The 16808-nt window shown below is 44.3% G+C and carries 21 protein-coding genes; 17 read left to right on the top strand and 4 right to left on the bottom strand.

What is annotated here, in order from left to right; all coding sequences use genetic code 11:
• Nucleotides 1–198 precede the first annotated feature (198 nt).
• On the bottom strand, nucleotides 199–2913 hold the full coding sequence (locus OEX01_05170; protein ID MDH5448378.1) for a DNA-directed DNA polymerase I: 2715 nt from the start codon (nucleotides 2911–2913) through the stop codon (nucleotides 199–201).
• A gap of 169 nt (nucleotides 2914–3082) precedes the next feature.
• On the opposite strand from OEX01_05170, the gene OEX01_05165 reads away from it, so the two are divergent.
• From OEX01_05165 to OEX01_05135, 7 genes are all read left to right on the top strand, one after another.
• Nucleotides 3083–3946, top strand: coding sequence for a 3-hydroxyacyl-CoA dehydrogenase family protein (locus tag OEX01_05165; protein ID MDH5448377.1), 864 nt, complete (start codon nucleotides 3083–3085; stop codon nucleotides 3944–3946).
• Between the two features lie 13 nt (nucleotides 3947–3959).
• Nucleotides 3960–4742 carry an enoyl-CoA hydratase-related protein gene (locus OEX01_05160; GenBank protein ID MDH5448376.1) on the top strand — a complete coding sequence of 261 codons (783 nt, stop codon included), beginning with the start codon at nucleotides 3960–3962 and terminating at the stop codon, nucleotides 4740–4742.
• Between the two features lie 134 nt (nucleotides 4743–4876).
• Nucleotides 4877–6043, top strand: a complete 1167-nt coding sequence (locus OEX01_05155) for an acyl-CoA/acyl-ACP dehydrogenase (protein ID MDH5448375.1) — start codon at nucleotides 4877–4879, stop codon at nucleotides 6041–6043.
• Between the two features lie 6 nt (nucleotides 6044–6049).
• A complete protein-coding gene (locus OEX01_05150) occupies nucleotides 6050–6763 on the top strand; it encodes a hypothetical protein (GenBank protein MDH5448374.1) in 714 nt (237 codons plus the stop codon).
• The gene (locus tag OEX01_05145) at nucleotides 6709–7155 is read left to right on the top strand and encodes a hypothetical protein (protein MDH5448373.1); all 447 of its coding nucleotides are present in this window, start codon (nucleotides 6709–6711) and stop codon (nucleotides 7153–7155) included. Before OEX01_05150 ends, OEX01_05145 begins: the two co-directional genes overlap by 55 nt.
• Nucleotides 7156–7215: 60 nt before the next feature.
• Entirely contained in the window at nucleotides 7216–8370 is a 1155-nt protein-coding gene (locus OEX01_05140) for an acyl-CoA dehydrogenase family protein (GenBank protein MDH5448372.1), read from the top strand.
• A gap of 79 nt (nucleotides 8371–8449) precedes the next feature.
• On the top strand, nucleotides 8450–8641 hold the full coding sequence (locus OEX01_05135) for a hypothetical protein (protein MDH5448371.1): 192 nt from the start codon (nucleotides 8450–8452) through the stop codon (nucleotides 8639–8641).
• Between the two features lie 69 nt (nucleotides 8642–8710).
• Here the strand turns inward: OEX01_05135 and OEX01_05130 are convergent, their stop codons facing one another.
• A complete protein-coding gene (locus OEX01_05130; protein ID MDH5448370.1) occupies nucleotides 8711–9280 on the bottom strand; it encodes a winged helix-turn-helix transcriptional regulator in 570 nt (189 codons plus the stop codon).
• A gap of 126 nt (nucleotides 9281–9406) precedes the next feature.
• On the opposite strand from OEX01_05130, the gene OEX01_05125 reads away from it, so the two are divergent.
• The 5 genes from OEX01_05125 to OEX01_05105 all read left to right on the top strand — a co-directional run bounded on the left by OEX01_05125 (nucleotide 9407) and on the right by OEX01_05105 (nucleotide 12909).
• Nucleotides 9407–10330 carry an Mrp/NBP35 family ATP-binding protein gene (locus tag OEX01_05125; protein ID MDH5448369.1) on the top strand — a complete coding sequence of 308 codons (924 nt, stop codon included), beginning with the start codon at nucleotides 9407–9409 and terminating at the stop codon, nucleotides 10328–10330.
• The gene (locus OEX01_05120) at nucleotides 10327–10728 is read left to right on the top strand and encodes a NifB/NifX family molybdenum-iron cluster-binding protein (GenBank protein MDH5448368.1); all 402 of its coding nucleotides are present in this window, start codon (nucleotides 10327–10329) and stop codon (nucleotides 10726–10728) included. The genes OEX01_05125 and OEX01_05120 overlap by 4 nt, the downstream gene beginning before the upstream one ends.
• A gap of 75 nt (nucleotides 10729–10803) precedes the next feature.
• Nucleotides 10804–11172: a hypothetical protein gene (locus OEX01_05115; GenBank protein MDH5448367.1), complete on the top strand. Its 369-nt coding sequence runs from the start codon at nucleotides 10804–10806 to the stop codon at nucleotides 11170–11172.
• A 28-nt stretch (nucleotides 11173–11200) separates the two neighbouring features.
• The gene (locus OEX01_05110) at nucleotides 11201–12043 is read left to right on the top strand and encodes an ATP-binding protein (GenBank protein ID MDH5448366.1); all 843 of its coding nucleotides are present in this window, start codon (nucleotides 11201–11203) and stop codon (nucleotides 12041–12043) included.
• Nucleotides 11986–12909, top strand: a complete 924-nt coding sequence (locus tag OEX01_05105) for an ATP-binding protein (protein ID MDH5448365.1) — start codon at nucleotides 11986–11988, stop codon at nucleotides 12907–12909. Before OEX01_05110 ends, OEX01_05105 begins: the two co-directional genes overlap by 58 nt.
• Nucleotides 12910–13152: 243 nt before the next feature.
• On the opposite strand, the gene OEX01_05100 is transcribed toward OEX01_05105, so the two are convergent.
• Both OEX01_05100 and OEX01_05095 read right to left on the bottom strand, forming a co-directional pair.
• The gene (locus OEX01_05100) at nucleotides 13153–14118 is read right to left on the bottom strand and encodes a radical SAM protein (protein MDH5448364.1); all 966 of its coding nucleotides are present in this window, start codon (nucleotides 14116–14118) and stop codon (nucleotides 13153–13155) included.
• 399 nt (nucleotides 14119–14517) lie between these two features.
• The gene (locus tag OEX01_05095; GenBank protein MDH5448363.1) at nucleotides 14518–14844 is read right to left on the bottom strand and encodes a DUF134 domain-containing protein; all 327 of its coding nucleotides are present in this window, start codon (nucleotides 14842–14844) and stop codon (nucleotides 14518–14520) included.
• A 102-nt stretch (nucleotides 14845–14946) separates the two neighbouring features.
• On the opposite strand from OEX01_05095, the gene OEX01_05090 reads away from it, so the two are divergent.
• Genes OEX01_05090 through OEX01_05070 form a run of 5 tightly spaced genes read left to right on the top strand, consistent with a single transcriptional unit; the run spans nucleotide 14947 to nucleotide 16717 of the window.
• Nucleotides 14947–15423 (top strand): DUF5320 domain-containing protein, encoded by a 477-nt coding sequence (locus tag OEX01_05090; protein MDH5448362.1) that lies wholly within the window; start codon nucleotides 14947–14949, stop codon nucleotides 15421–15423.
• The gene (locus OEX01_05085) at nucleotides 15398–15619 is read left to right on the top strand and encodes a hypothetical protein (GenBank protein ID MDH5448361.1); all 222 of its coding nucleotides are present in this window, start codon (nucleotides 15398–15400) and stop codon (nucleotides 15617–15619) included. Before OEX01_05090 ends, OEX01_05085 begins: the two co-directional genes overlap by 26 nt.
• 33 nt (nucleotides 15620–15652) lie before the next feature.
• A complete protein-coding gene (locus OEX01_05080; GenBank protein MDH5448360.1) occupies nucleotides 15653–16006 on the top strand; it encodes a NifB/NifX family molybdenum-iron cluster-binding protein in 354 nt (117 codons plus the stop codon).
• A gap of 12 nt (nucleotides 16007–16018) precedes the next feature.
• Entirely contained in the window at nucleotides 16019–16552 is a 534-nt protein-coding gene (locus OEX01_05075; GenBank protein MDH5448359.1) for an iron-sulfur cluster assembly scaffold protein, read from the top strand.
• A 6-nt stretch (nucleotides 16553–16558) separates the two neighbouring features.
• Complete coding sequence (locus OEX01_05070; protein MDH5448358.1) at nucleotides 16559–16717, top strand: hypothetical protein; 159 nt, start codon at nucleotides 16559–16561, stop codon at nucleotides 16715–16717.
• Nucleotides 16718–16808: the final 91 nt, after the last annotated feature.

Below are 16808 nucleotides of genomic sequence, written 5' to 3'. Positions count from 1 at the left end.
GGCGTTAAATATGGATGGTATTGTTTGTGTGTTTTGATGTTTTAGTGAAGTTTCGTTTTGGTATCAGGTATGTTTGTGTCGAACGATGATTGATTTAGAATAAGGGGAGTGATTGAGTTGTGAGCGCACAATCTTTAGCTTTTTGATTGTCCAAGTTTTACGTGAAGATTGAATGCTGTTATGTTGAGTAAAAAGAGTTCACATGAATCTTTCTAGTTTAGTTAATCCAATAATTTCGTCGAATTCTAATCCTAACGCATCCAGTACTTGGTCGAAGGTGGACTGCAGATAGGCAACGTATTTGTCTAAATCAACTTCGCTGTCTGTTGCAAACTGTATCGGCATCACGCTAACTAACTCCTTCTTTTTTCTAACAGCCATCTCCTTAGGTTTAATCTTTACAAAACTCACAAGATCTCCAGCCTTCATCTCAATATTCTTATCCTTCAATATTCTCGCCGCCATCACATGTTGAGGCGTAGTTTTCCTATAATGTTCAGGCGCCGCTCCAAGCACCACATGAAACGCTAAATCACCCAGATGATCCCATCCCCGTCTTCTCAGACGTGTATAGCGGTCCAAAACTATTTTCTTAATATCCTTTTTAGCCACCTCAAATTCAGCAGAAGACCCCACCGTGCTAAGCCTCTCCTTCATCTCGCCAAAAGCGTCTTTAATAAACTGGGGAATATGCTTCTTCTTTCCTGTTAAACCCTTAACGTCAACGCTGCCATCTTCGAGAACGCCCAAATAATTCTTCTTGCGAGAGCTAAAAACAGCATAACGATAAAGTTTGTCAACGTCCAAACTCATCTTCAACTCCCTTTTAGACCACCCCGCCAACTCCCCGATTTGCTCCTCAGAAGGGTTCTTCAAAAATACACTATCCGTGTCACCATACAACACCTCAATACCCAGTTTCCTCGCCTTGTCTACAATCTGCGTCAAGGAATGCCGTGCAATGGCAGCGGTCGCCTCCGCAACAGGAGGACAATACAAGTCAAAAGCCTCAGCCCCAAACACCCCATAACTCGCATTCAAGATAACCTTCAAAGCACTCTGAATAACACTGTACCAGTTCCGAACATCCGCCGACAACGTCTTATCCTTCGCCTTCGGCTTATACCACTTCACCCTCAGATCTCTTAATGAGCCAATAAGCAAGCTTTCCAAAGCCTTATTCTTGCGACAAACCCAATGCGGAGTATCAGGCACGATGTTATCTTTGCATTCTTCATGAGGACAAAGTATCGTTTGATAACCCATATTCCAAACCTTAATGATAGAAGGATATAGGCTTGCAAAATCCATCACTGCAACGTTAAAATGAACCCCAGGTACTGGCTCAACCACAATAGCACCCTTATACTTCTTACCTTTGATTATGGCAGTTGTAGCCGTCTTACCCTTCAAAGCCAGAATATCCTCCGTGTTAGGAATCAGCATACCGAATCTTCGATGCTCAAAGTACATAAAATTCCTAATCCAACGCGACACTCCTTGCCTGCTAACGTTTTCCATAGGCATCTTGCTAATCCGTGCAAGCACCAGAATCAACTTCATCGTAAGGTCATTGTTGAAATTCGTCAACTTGAAAGTAATCTCCGCATCACGAAGACAATAACACGCCAACTCAGAATAGTTCAACTCAGCGAAAGGTTTGCTTAACTCAATCTTAGACATACCAGTCAAAGCCTTGCCAACATCATTGAGAGTTACGTCGCGATATTTGTTGCTGAACGCATAAATCTGGATGGAGCGATTGTAGAAAAACTTGTACAGGTCAATGTGAACGCCGTTTTTCAGCAAGCAAACACGACGACCAACCTCGATAGGAACCGCGCTTCTTGGCATACCAAACTTTAACGCCCTATGCGCCAAATATGGTAAATCGAAGTCGTCGCCGTTGAAAGTAATAACAAAAGGATAATCCCGCAAGACCTCAAAAATCGCCTGAAGAAGATCCTCTTCAGAATCAAAAAACTCCACTTTAGTGTCGGGAAGCAGTTTTTCCATTCCATTTCTTACACCCTTCCGCTTCAACAATAAAACCCGATAATCGCCATCTGAAGTCACCAAGGAAGCGCAAATAACCGGGTAAGGCGCTTCATGAGGATCAGGCACACGTGTAGCCACTGGAGAGAAAACTTCAATGTCCAAAGCCACGCGCCTAAATGATGGTGCAGGATACTCCAGCAAACGTGCCCATCGCTCAATATATTCCCCTTCTTTTGCTGATTCGTCGCTAAACAGAGCTTGAAGCTTTTGCACGGCATTTTCTGCAGCGTCCACCTTTGCCGGCACCAGTTCGCCGTTTTCAATACTGTATAGCATGCCTGGCACTAGATTGCGGTCGTAGATGTAGCATTGATAATATTTGATCGCAGCTTCCCAAACTTTCGCTTCTGACTGCTCAGGTTCAGCAACCTTAGCGTGTTCTTCGGGAATAATCTCGCGTAGGCAGCCTCTTGGTCTGCCTCCAATTGCTAAGGGGTCTTTCGCCACCACCTTTGTCAAAGTTACGGTTTTGTCCAGAAGGGGGTTAAATTTCTCTATTGTTTCGAAATGGTCGAAGCCTGTATGCGTCTTTACAGATTCCAGTTGGTCTAGTTCATATGGTGACAGGTTTGTTAGCAGGTATGGTTTATGTCCAGTTGTGTCGTGCCAAAGGTAGATGCGTTTAGACTTTGGCTCATATAGCTTAATAAAACCGATCCCTCTTTTGCCGTCATAGGAGGCGGAAACGAAATATGAAGGTGGAAGCTGCTTTGGGTCTTCCTGCTTCAGAACTTTTTCTCTAGTTTCTCTCTTCTCTCTAGTCTCTGATACCTGTATAGTTGATTCTTTTTTCTTCTTTTCCAACGTTGTGAGTGTGGATTTGAAAAACTCGCTTAGTCCCGTTTGTTTCGCCATTGTTTCGGTCCCATTCACTGTATATGCATATCAAGGTTTTAATACTTAGAGGTTGGAGAAATCTCCTGCTCATCACTCTTTTTTCCTATTTAGTATTCTAGTTTTTCCGATAATCTAATAACTTAGATGCTACCTGCAACTATTCTATGTTTAATTGGAGAAAAACGCAATGGAAGTTAAGAAAATTGCGGTATTAGGTGCTGGATTGATGGGACACGGAATCTGTCAAGTCGCTGCGCAAAGCGGATTCCAAGTACACCTCAGGGACATCGAACAACGTTTCGTCGACAATGGTATGCAGATGATACGCAAGAGTCTAGCCAGATTTGAGAGCAAAGGCAAACTTACACATGAACAAGTGAATGAAATTCTGAGCCGAATTCACACAACACTCAGCTTGGAAGAAGCCGTAAAAGACGCCGACTTGATTGTCGAAGCAGTTCCCGAAAAACCAGAAATAAAAACATCTGTCTATAAAGAAGCCGACAAATATGCACCGCCCCACGCGATAATTGCGTCAAACACCAGCTCCATTAGCATCACACAACTCGGATCCGCCACCAAAAGACCCGAAAGAGTGTGTGGCATGCACTTTTTCAACCCCCCACAACTGATGCGGCTCGTAGAAGTGATAAGAGGCATCAAAACCTCAGACGAAACAATCCAGACAGTGTTAGACATGGCGCAAAAAATGGGAAAAGAGACGGTGCTGGTTAAGAAAGACAGCCCAGGCTTTATTGTAAACCGAATACTAATCCCAGCCTTGAACGAAGCAGTGGCGCTTTACTGGGAGGGTGTGGCAGGCAGAGATGATATAGATAAGGCAATCAAGCTTGGGTTGAACTGGCCTATGGGACCCCTAATGCTATTAGACTATATAGGCGCAGACACTACTCTGTCAATTGCCGAAGTGCTAACCAAAGGAATCAACCCAAAATTTCACCCTACCGCTGGCTTGAAACAGATGGTGCGCGCAAACCTGCTGGGACGCAAAACGGGAAAGGGCTTTTACGACTGGACGGAGAAAAAATAGCGAGGAAAGAACCATGGAATTCCAGTTTATAATATATGAGAAAAGTGAAGGAATAGCCACGATAACGCTGAACCGCCCAGAGGCACTAAACGCGTGGAGCAAAGAACTAGCTAAAGAATTTCTAACCGCTTTGGATGACGCGCGGAAAGACGAAAATGTAAAAGTGGTTGTCATCACTGGGGCTGGGGAGAAAGCGTTTTCGGCGGGGGCAGACATCAAAGCCATGAAAGGCATGAATGCTCTAAAAGCCAGAGCGTTGTCGCAGATGGGTTATGAAGTCTGCAACGCTATAGAGAGCATCGAGAAGCCTGTGATTGCTGCAATCAATGGTTACGCGTTAGGTGGAGGTATGGAAGTTTCTATGGCTTGTGACTTCCGTATCGCCAGCGAGAAGGCACGGATGGGGCAGACTGAAATTAACATTGGTCTTATTCCGGGTTGGGGTGGAACTCAACGTCTCACTAGGCTTGTTGGTAAGGCTAAAGCCAAGGAGCTTGTGTACACTGGGAAGATAATTGACGCTAATACTGCCTTTCAATATGGTCTGGTAGGTAAGGTGGTGCCTGCTGAAGAATTTATGATGGCTGTCCGGCAGTTTGCTAAGGAATTGGCTGGCAAGGCTCCTGTAGCGTTGAAAGTGGCGAAATCTCTCATAGAAACGGGGATAGACGTAGACTTGAAGGCGGCATTGGCTCTGGAACGTGAGGGCTTTGGTGTGGTGGCGTCCAGTGAAGACTTGCAAGAAGGCGTTTCAGCCTTTATCGAAAAAAGAAAACCCACTTGGAAAGGCAAATAATCCACAATTTACGGAAGTCCGCTATCTGCTGCTTAAGCAACTCCGTTCTGCCATCTTTCGTTATTTATGCGCATAAAAAATATATCATTAGCTAGTTACTATTGTCCTTAGAAAGTTTGGATTGGTGAGAAGCTTTGGACTTTGAGTTGACTGTTGAACAAAAAATGATAGTTCAAGCAGCCTCTGAAATAGCTCAGGACTTTGGTCCAGAATATTGGAGAGAAAAAGACAAGAATCACACATTTCCTGAAGATTTCTGGAAGACTTTGGTTGATGCTGGTTTTGTAGGAATTGTCATTCCCGAAAAATATGGTGGAGGCGGGATGGGAATGTTTGAAATGATTTTAGCCATGGAAACTTTGACTTCTGAAAGCTGCGGATTGGCTGGGATATGGTTTCTGTGCTTGACTACTCTTTTCGGAGGCTTGTCGATAGTTAAACATGGGAACGAGAGTCAAAAAGAAAGGTACTTGCCTAAAATATGTAGGGGCATGGAGTTCTGTATGGCTTTAACAGAGCCTGACGCTGGAACGAATACTTTGAACACGCAGACAATGGCGGTTGAGGAAGGAGGAGAATATGTTATCAACGGACAGAAAACCTTCATTTCAGGCGCAGACAGGGCAAAAGGAATGCTGCTCATAACAAGAACCACTCCCATAGAAAAAGCTCCAAAAAGAACCTTAGGCTTAAGCCTCTTCCTCGTAGACCTACCCAACCCAGCAATCGAAGTTATCCCCATAGAGAAACATGGAATCCACTACTCACAAAGCTGTGACGTTTACATAAGCGACCTTAAGGTTCCTGAGGAAAATCTGCTAGGTGAGAAAGACAAAGGCTGGTATCTCGTGTTAGATACTTTAAACCCTGAAAGAATGTCTTTTTCGGCAGCTGCCGGAGGTATCGGGCTTTTGGCCATTAAAAAGGCTGTTGAGTATGCGAAGCAAAGAAACGTTTTTGGAGCTCCTATTGGCTCTTATCAGGCTATTCAGTTTCCGCTTGCAGAGGCAAAAGCGAAGATTGAGGCTGCTAGACTGCTTAATTATAGGGCTGCCTGGCTTTATGACAAGGGACAACGTTGCGGTGCTGAGGCGAACATGGCTAAGGTTGCCGCAGTTGATGCAGGTATTCAAGCTGTCTATCATGCTATGCAAACTCTTGGTGGCTATGGGTACGCTGTGGAGTACGATATAGAACGTTGGTGGAGAGAAGTAAACATGATTAGACTTGCACCGGTAACCCATCAGATGGCGTTGGCGTTTATCGGTGAGCACGTTTTGGGTTTGCCGAAGTCCTACTAGACTGTGATGTGCCATCAAGACTGGGTGTTTTACAAGTTTTGGGGTATGGTCGAATATTTAGAACATATATTTGGCTTTCGGTGCAGCCTAATGGACATTGATGAACTGATTAAGGCGTTGCCCAAAGTTGAGCAGCACGTTCATATCGTTGGTTCAATCAGACCTGAGACATTGCTCTGGCTTGCAGAGGAAGGCAAGATAGAAAAACCCTATAAGACGCTGAAAGATGCCCGCCGTTTCTTCCAGTACCGTAACTTCTCTCACTTCATCTCTATCTACAGCACAGTGGTTGATTGCATCACAGATGAGGATCAATTTGACCGTATAACTTATGAGATGCTGGAGTCGGACGCCCGCTGCAATGTCCGATACGTCGAGGCGAGCTTCTCTGCCCCTGACCACGTCCAAAAGGGCTTGGACTACAGCTTGATGCTTGACGCCATCAATAGAGGTGTGCGTCGGGCGCATCGCAATTTCAGCATCGAATGCAACCTCAGAGTTGACCTCGTCAGAAACTACGGACCCCATGTTGGAATGAAAGTTCTCGACTGGGTTGAGGGCAAGGGTGACAACATCGTCTCCGTCGACATAGGAGGCAGCGAGGAAAGATTTCCTCCCAAGCCTTTCGCACCCGTCTACCGTAGGCAAAAGAAATTGGACTACACTTGGTTGCTCACGCAGGAGAGGCTGCTGGACCTGAGAGTATCTGGGATGCGGTAAGAGATCTCAATGTCGAGCGTATAGGCCACGGACTTGCTGCAAGTAGTGACATTAAACTGATGGAGTATATTCTGAAGCGAGGTATCACCATCGAAGCATGTCCTGTCAGCAACATAAGGACAAAGGTCGTTCCGTCAATGGAGAGGCATCCCATCAGAACCTTTTTGGGGCGGGGTCTTGAAGTGACTGTAAGCACCGATGACCCCACCTTGTTCGACACTGATATGAATAATGAGTACTTGCAACTTCACCGAAGGCTCAACTTCACGGTCCCTGAACTTTTCAAGCTCAGCCTCAACGCCGTCGACTCTTCTTTCCTACCTGAGAAGCGTAGGATCAATATGCGTAAAGCATTCATAAAGGAATATGAGCGCTTACGCGCACGCGCGTAAAGTATATGAACTGAAAGACCAGAATGTGTAAGTCTAAAGGAAAAACGGAAGGAACGACAAGTGCAATTTGAATTTAACGAAGAACAAAAGGAAATTAAAAGAGCTGCCCGGGAATTCTGCGAAAAGGAATTCCCCCCTGAACTGGCTTTAGAATTTGACCAAAAAGAAGAATTCCCCATGCAACTCTACAAAAAAGCAGCCAAACTCGGATTCACAAGCATGAGAATCCCAGAAGAATACGGTGGGCAAGGCTATGGTCTAGTTGAAGATTGCATAGTAGTGGAAGAAATGTGCAGAGTAGACCCAGGACTCGGCACGGCAGTGTCCCTTGGAAACCTCATGATTCCCGACATTCTCCTAAAACATGGAACAGACGAGCAGAAGGCAAAGGTCATTCCACCCTTAGCCAAAGGCGACGCCACATCCGCTGCAGCATTCACAGAACCCGAACATGGAAGCGACATAACTCGCATGGACACAACAGCTGTTAAAAACGGAGATGAATGGGTTATCAATGGAGGCAAAGAATTCATAACTAACGCTCCCATAGCAGATTTCCTTGTCTTATTGTGCCAAACAGACCCCAACGTCTCGCCACCACACAAAGGGCAAAGTCTCTTTTTAGTAGAAAAGGGCAGGCATGGACTGGAAGCAACGAAACTTCATGGCAAAATGGGAATCAAGCCATGCATTACAGGTTCACTTGCTCTGAGTGACCTCAAGGTGCCGGAAGGCAATCTAGTAGGTGAACTGAATAGAGGATTCTATTATGCACTAGAGCTTTTCAACGGGACACGAATCACTGTAGCTGCCCAAGCCGTAGGCATGGCTCAAGGAGCCTTTGAGAGGGCGTTCCAGTATGCTAAGAACCGAAAACAGTTTGGTGCTCCAATAATTAAGTTCCAAGCTATATCCTTTAAACTAGTAGAGATGGCGACAAAAATTGAAGCAGCAAGATTGCTAACTTACAAGGCTGCTTGGCTTTACGACCAAGGAAAAGTTAGCCCTATGGCAACGTCTATGGCTAAAGCTTATGCTGGCAGAGTCGCCATGGAAGTTACAGATGAAGCCATCCAAGTACATGGAGGATATGGCTACTTGGCGGATTATCACCTAGAGCGTTTCCACCGTTGCGCGAAAATAACGGAGATTTATGAGGGAACGACAGAAATGCAGAAGCTTACTATACTAAACCAACTAATGAAGTCGATGTAGCATCCCTTTTTTCCTCTATGCGCTTTAATTACGTGCGCGCATAAACCTTAGAGAGCACATATCACCAAATCAACAAGACATGGCAGCCCCAACCATTACCGAAGACACAATAACTGACTGGCCTCGTGAAGAGCTTGAAAAACATGGAATACCAGTTGCGGCAACTCAAGTAAAGTCTTACAAATCTGTTGGTTTCATCAAACCGGACGTCTTTATCCAAAGTGATTCAGGATATGTAATACAGGCAAAACTTGGGAACGCAGCCAAATAGAAAAAATAGATGGCGGTAATTGTATCTATTTAATAGGCGACTTGGTTAAATCTTGTGTTCGCCGCATGCTTAGAGAGTGCCCCTGTAATAACTTGTTGTAGGGCACCCTACACACTTTTCTGTCTTGTATCGATTGCAGGGACGGCAATCAACCCCGCAAGGTGTTATATTCCTTTTTTTGTGCGCAAGATATTCTCTAACAGGCAGAAATGGCGAATAGTGAATATAGCCAATTGGGTAAAACTCAGACCTACGAATTCCTCCACCACTTCTCAAAGAGCATTTCTCAACAGATATACTATCAAGCGTTTCTCGGTCCTCCGCAACCACGAGAGCAATAATATTGTACCCCCCCAAGGTTGTAAAAATGTTAACCACACGAGGGCACTCCTTGAAACGATCCAGGAGCCTATGCATAGCCTTTGCTCCCGCTATCTCAATCAATACAAGGGCTGCATAAAGACCCCACTTTTTAGTGTTAGCCAGCGCCGATACGCTTATAATTCCTCCTTCAAGAAGTTTGTCGACTCGCTTCTTTGTGCCCATATTTGAAAAACCTATGATCTTTGCTAGCTTTTTGACGGTAGTCCGTCCATCTAATTGTAGCTGTGCCACTATTTTCTTGTCGACATCATCCAAATAAATGCACCAACGCTCTATGTGAGTTTATTTTATAAACATAAAGTATTAATATAGTTTACGTGTTAAACATGTCTTCCATGATGTTGTAGCTCAAAGAGATAGCCATACAGAGAGTGAATATACATGACCGGAAAAACCAAACCTCCAAGAACTTCCAAAATATCTGCTCATCCAAGGCAGCAGCTGTACGAAGAAGGGTCACAGAATCTAAAACTCAAGATGGCCAAAATCAAGCACAAAATCGCCATAATCAGTGGCAAGGGCGGTGTGGGCAAAAGCACAGTAACTGTGAACTTAGCAATGGCCTTCGCCACTCATAGCTACGTGAATAGCATAGGAATACTGGATGCAGACATCACTGGCCCCTGCATTCCAAAAATTTTGGGAGTAAGAGGCCAGAAACTTCAAGGTGGTCCACCTGGCATCTTCCCAGCAACTGGTCCTCTAGGAATAAGAGTTGTTTCTATGGATTTTCTACTTTCCAGTGATGAGTCGCCTGTTATCTGGCGAGGGCCTCTAAAGATGAGAGCCATTCAACAATTTCTTTCAGATATTGTATGGGGAGAACTCGACTTCCTCTTCATTGACCTTCCTCCAGGAACTGGAGATGAACCCCTCAGTGTTATGCAACTTCTGCCAGATATGGACGGAGTGGTCATTGTAACAATTCCTTCGGAGGTTTCTCAAATCGTAGTGAAGAAGGCAGTGACCTTCGCCAAGCAACTGAACATACCAGTAATCGGCATAATAGAGAATATGAGCGGGTTTATCTGTCCGAAGTGCGGAGAACAAATTGATATTTTCAAAGCAGGTGGAGGCAAGAAGATAGCAGAAGACTTGGCAGTTCCTTATCTTGGCAAGATTCCTATTGACTCAGAAATCTGCCGTGACTCTGACAAAGGATTACCTTTCATAATTGAACATTCCAATTCTCCAGCTTCAAAGGCTTTTATGGACATTGTCAAGAAAGTTGAAGAGTTCTTGAAAAAGAGAAAAAAATCGGAGAAGATGCCGCAATCTAGTGTTAAAGGAGGTGTGAAGAATTGAAGATAGCTGTTTCTGCTGTTGGAAAAACTTTGGACTCCCAAGTGGACCGGAGATTTGGCAGATGCTCATACTTCTTGATCGTTGACTCTGAGACTATGAGTTTTGAGGTAATGACAAATGCGGCTGCAGGAGCGATGGGTGGAGCTGGGATTCAAGCAGCCCAGTCTTTAGCAGGCAAAGGCGTTAAAGCTGTAATTACAGGCAATGTTGGACCAAATGCATTCCAGACACTTTCAGCTGCAGAAATTGATGTATTCGTGGGTGCCTTTGGAACAATTAAGGAAATTATTGAAAGATTCAAACGGGGAGAGCTGCATCAGACTGAGACACCAAATGTACGTGGTCACTTTGGCATGGGTCAAGGAATGGGACGTGGTCAAAGAAGGCGACGGGGATAAGGATGCGCGAGACGTGCAACTCAAACAAAAACAACGAAACCGACAAAAATGCTTTGGAAGAGGAGGTGGTTATCTGTGAGAATAGTAATTCCTGTGGTCGACGAGTCTGGTTTGGACGCCCAGATTTCTGAGCACTTTGGGAGAACCCCCTTCTTTGCCGTCATTGATCTAGACGAAAACGGACAGATGATAGACCAAAAGACAGTACCTAATGCAGGTGAACATTTCGGTGGTGGGGGGAGACGGGCTGGCTTCATCTTGAACCTTAAACCAAATGTGATAATAGCCTATGGTATGGGCCCAAGAGGTCTAAGCATTTACCAAGGTGAACAAGTAGCAGTCCTAAGGGCGAATTCACACACAGTCAAAGATGTTATTATAGCTTACAATAGAGATGAGCTGGAAGAACTAACAGAAGGCTGTCACGAGGCACGACATCCTTGAAGAAAGTGCCAATTTTGAAGGGCGTGCGATGATTCTCTCAATAGCCAGTGGTAAAGGGGGTACTGGAAAAACCACAGTAGCAGTAAACATGGCTATATCTCTAGAAAATATTCAACTCCTAGACTGTGATGTTGAAGAGCCCAATGCTCATTTGCTCCTACATCCAAAAGTGACAGAAACAAAGCCTGTTTACGTACAGATTCCAGTTGTCGAAGAAAAAAAATGTGACTATTGTGGAGAATGCGCCAAATTCTGTAAGTTCAACGCTATCTTCGTCACCAACCAGAGAATAATGTTTTTTCCAGAACTCTGCAGCAGCTGTGGCGGCTGCGCAATCGTCTGCTCTAGGAATGCAATAAATAAGAAGAAACGGAAGATTGGAACGACAAAAAGGGGATCTGTAAAAAGGGTTAAACTAGTCTATGGCGAGCTCAACGTCGGTGAACCCATGGCGACTCCTGTAATAAAAGCAGTAAAAAAACAGATGCAACCGCCCAAAGAAGGTGACATCATTATTGATTCTCCCCCGGGCACATCATGCCCCGTGATCGAAGCCGTCCATGGCAGTGATTACACTATTCTGGTAACTGAGCCTACCCCTTTTGGTTTGTACGATTTGAAAATCGCAGTTGAGGTGCTAAGCAAGCTCAAAATCCCTTTTGGTGTTGTCGTAAATAGAGCTGGAATCGGGGATAAAAAGGTCCACACATTTTGCAGAGAAAAAGCGATTTCCATCTTGCTGGAAATTCCTTATGAGAGAAACATAGCGGAACTATACTCTGTTGGAAAGCCCTTTGTGTTGGAAATGCCGGAATGGAAGGAGAAGTTCCGTGGGCTTCTCGACAAGATAAAGGAGAGCTTGCAGGTTTGAAAGAGATAACAATCTTAAGTGGAAAGGGTGGGACTGGAAAGACAACAATCACAGCCTCCTTCGCTGCTTTAGCTCGTAACTCAGTTACAGTGGATTGCGATGTCGATGCCCCTGATCTCCACATTCTTCTTCATCCAACAATTATAAAGACTCAAGAGTTTGAAGGCCCAAAACTAGCTGAAATAGATCCCGAAAAATGTGTTGAATGCAGCCTGTGCCAAGAGGCTTGTAGATTCGGAGCCATAGCAGACTTTCAGATCGATCCAATTCTTTGTGAAGGTTGCGGTACTTGTGTCGTCATTTGTCCAGAAGACGCCGTAACCTTGAAGGAACGTGTTTCTGGCGAAGCTTTCATATCCAAGACTAAGTATGGCTTGTTATCTCATGCATTATTGTCCCCCGGTGGAGCAAACTCTGGTAAACTAGTTACCTTAGCGAGGCAGAACGCGAAAGAAGCCGCGGAGAAAGGACAATGCGACCTAATCCTAATCGACGGTCCACCAGGGATAGGGTGTCCTGTAATTGCTTCAGTAACTGGAGTGGACATGGGAGTCATTGTCACTGAACCTACAGTCTCCGGAATCCACGACATGAAACGTGTGTTACAACTTCTGGCCCACTTTAACGTGCAACCACTGGTATGCATAAATAAATATGACTTGAACCAGCGAAACACCAAAAAAATTGAACAGTTTTGCAGCAGACAGAAGATTGGTGTTATCGGAAGAGTTCCTTTCGACTCTATGGTCACGAAAGCCATGGTTTCCGAAACGCCTGTCGTGGAATATTCCTCTGAAAGCGGAGTTTCACTCGAGATAAGCGAGATGTGGAAAGACATACTCAGCAGAATTCGAAGGATACAATGAAGAAAGGAGATGCGCGTGCGCATTCTGAGATTGCTGAGATTGCAATCGGCCATGCCGAGGCAGAAGTAAAAGAGTCAGATTGACAATGAGCGCTTGTATCTCGTCAAGGCCTGAGGTACAGCATCATTAGAGTGAGATTGAACAGGAGTTACATGCATGCAGGACATAGCTGAAGAAATCCGTCTAACTCTTTCTGCCCCAAATCCTGTCAAAAATTCTGAGCTGAACTATATGTGTGTCTGTCTAAGTTCTGTTTAGCAGCCTTCGCATATAGTATGTGTTCCCTTCATAATCAAGCTCCATAAGTTTACATTCACGTAAGAGTTTCTCAACAACACTCCAATCAGCTCCTGCCTTTCTCAAAAGCTCCTTAACCGCTTCTATGCGCATTGGATGCACCGCAGTTATACTCAGCAGATCCTCTTCAACTTTTCCAGTGAAAGCGAAGGCATTTCCCTCGTAACCTATTAAATACTCAACTCTATCTGGGCTAAGTTTGCTGGAAAAAGCTTGAAAGGCAACGTTTATTATTTCTTCTCTAGCTGGTCTAACCCACTTCTCGGTTGGCGGTCTCGTTGGAACTGCGATGTAGGCCTTATCCAGTCTTTTCAGATGTTCCAGAAAATCTGCTAGCTTCTCAAATTCGTTTCCATAATTTATCTCATCTATAAGCATCGTTTCACTGACAACAGTTCCCTTGAAATCCCTTACGAACCCCGTTATACCTTCCAAAATGGATCCTAGTTTAAAGGCTTTGTGCGGTCTATTTATTCTTCTCCATAAGCCTTCGCTGACGACATCAACCTTCAAAGAAACTAAATCAGCGCCAAGTAAATCTTCCTTCACATCATTGCAGCAAATCAGCGAAGCATTAGTCAAAACAGCTATCGGAATCCTAATCCGCTTCAACAAGGATATCTCCCTGCCCAGGCCCCCGTCTAAAGTTGGCTCTCCATCAGGAACGAAAGTCAGATAATCAACTCTTTCATTCCTGAAATGTGCTTCATTTACTTTCCTTTTGGCCTCGTTGAATATCACTTCTGGTGCATAGAAGGATTGCCTTTTAGTCGTCATGGTCAGGGTTTTTCCTACTTGGCAGTAGGCGCATGAATATGTGCAAGTTTTCGCTGGAACATTGTTTATCCCCAAGCTTCGTCCTAAGCGTCTTGATGGAACAGGGCCGAAAGCCAATTTTCTTAGATCTTCCAAATTAGTAACTCCCATCTTAATGCAAAAAATAAAGTTTTACAAAATGCATAAACATGAAGCCAAAAAGTAAAAAGCCAAGAGACAACACTAGGAAGATGTTCATGCTGGTCGACCTTTCTACCGTTTCAGGTAATAAGTGCAAAAACGCTCCGCCTATTAAGGCGCATGCAGCAAATCCTACCCGACATAATAAAATACTGTCAAGTACCTCATCCTTAAATGCAAGACTAACTACCCCAACAAAGGCAATTACACTTATCGAAAATAAACTTGCAATTATTAGGAACAGCATCAAGCTACTTGTCCCCATCAGAACTGATAAGCCTTCCATGTCTCTAGCGTCCATCTCACATATGTTTTGACACTTTCATGCGCACGCAAACAAAAACTAGTCAGAAATTAACTATTAGTTCTCTGATTTGCTTCATTAGAAACTGCAAGAGGTCTTCCTTCAATTAAGGCTTGAGCAACCTTTCTCCTTGCACTTTGAAGAAATCTCCAAATAGTTCCTCTTGAGACGCCCATTTCTCTGCCTGCTTCTTCCTGAGACAACCCTTCAAGGTCAACTAGTCTTAGTGCCTCAACTTCTGCTGGTTCAATCCAGATGGATCTGGAGCTTGTTTTTGGTTCTGGAACAAGCCTCTCTACCTTCGGGGGATTTGGTATGGTGACTGGTTTGGGGAACCTTCCTCTTCTACCTCGTCTATGTCTGCGTCTCCACGCCATCTTAATCACTTATAATAATCCATCCGTAACTTTTATATATTTCTGTGCATTATCTAATAAATATAAATGTGCATAAACACAAAAATAGAGGTGAAATAAGAAATGCCAAGAGGAGATAGAACAGGACCATGGGGCTTAGGACCCATGACTGGGAGAGCAGCAGGCTATTGCGCTAGTTATCCTGTTCCTGGATTCATGAATCCAATCCCTGGATTCAGGAGAGGATATGGCTTTGGGAGAGGACGGGGCAGAGGACGCGGTAGAGGTTTCGACAGAGGATGGAGCAGAGGCTTTGGTAGGAGCTTCGGCAGAGGTTGGTGGGGTTACTCACCGCAATATCAACAACCTTATCCGCCTCCAATGTATTCACCAGAACCACCACGATACCCATACGTTTATCCACCAGTGTATCCGCCAGTAACACAACCCCAGTCTCCAGAACAGGAAGTTGCAGCATTAGAAAATTACAAAAAAGAGTTGGAAGCAGAAAGAGCAGACCTTGAACAAGAGATGGGTGAAATTGAGTCCAGAATTGAAGAGTTAAAGACGACGCTTGAACAAGGAAAAAAGCAACAATAGGACCGTGAACCAGTCGAGTCTTCCAACGAAACGTTTTCAATGCAGTAACTGCGGACAAATCATCGAAGTCCCTCAAGGAATCCCGAAACCTCCAAACTGTGCGAATTGTGGAGCATCAGTCTACGTGATACATAGGCTAGATCCTGGGTCTCCAAGAGGACGTAGAGGGAGAAGCAGAGGAGGACGAAGTTTCTAGCCTATACTTTCCATCTTTTGTGGAGGATACCAGTTGAAAAAGAAGTTTAGAATAGCTGTGGCAACAAATGGAAAGAAAAGATTAGAAGATAATGTTTCAGAGGTTTTTGGTAGAGCGAACACATTCACAATGGTAGAAATTGAAGACGGCAAGATTCAGGTATCGAAGGTTATTGAGAATCCTGCTCTCTCTTACGAACATGGGGCTGGCCCAATTGCAGTTAAAGAATTGGTAGATTCTAAAGTTGACTTGGTGATTGCTCCACAATTAGGTATTGGCGCATCATCAATACTTGAACACCATGATGTGACTATAATTTTGGCAAAAGCTGGCACTAAAGTTGCAGAAGCGGTTGAAGACGCTTTGGAAGAATCACGTAAGAAATAACTCTATCCATCATTGAGAAAGGAAAACTCGTCTTCAGAAACACACTATGTATTGCTTAGTATGCTAAGTCTGAGCAAGACAAAACACGTAGGAAGACTGCCAGTTTTGGGGTTCAATAAAATTGAAAAAATGGTCATTTCCGAAATGCGCAAGATCTACTCAAAAAAAGCTATTGATCATGCTATGAACCCTAGAAATGTTGGTCGTATAGAAGAAGCCACTGGCGTTGCGAGAATCACTGGATCATGCGGTGATACAATGGAAATATCCCTAAAAATAGGGAGCGGTAAAATTGTAGAGGCAAAGTTTTTGACTGATGGTTGTGGTGCAAGTATAGCTTGTGGCAGCATCATAACGGAATTAATTAAGGGTAAACACATCTTCGAAGTCCAAAAATTTGATTCTAAAAGAATTCTCGAAGCTCTTAACGGTCTTCCTGAATCAGACATCCACTGCTCAGTATTGGCCTCAAATACGCTGGAGGCCGCTATCAAGGACTATATGAGCTGGAAAAATGAAAGAAATAATGTTAACAAAAGGAGATGACAAAAAATGAGAACAGAAAAAGAAATTAGGAAACGGCTAGAGGGACTTAAGAGGCAGAGAGCAACTGAAGGACCGTATATTGAATGGAAGAGTGTCGCTTGGCAAGCGGCGAAACAGGCTCTCGAGTGGGTTCTTGAAGAAGCAGAAAGTGCCCTAACTTATTGAGTAGATGCACCGATCATGCATGCATTGTTTTATCTCATAGAAGGACGTAGAAATAGGGTTTGCTAAAGATCTGCAGTTGGTGGTGCGCATA

It is taken from the genome of Candidatus Bathyarchaeota archaeon, assembly GCA_029882535.1.
Classification (GTDB): domain Archaea; phylum Thermoproteota; class Bathyarchaeia; order Bathyarchaeales; family SOJC01; genus JAOUKM01.
This window is presented reverse-complemented; position numbering and strand designations above follow the sequence as displayed.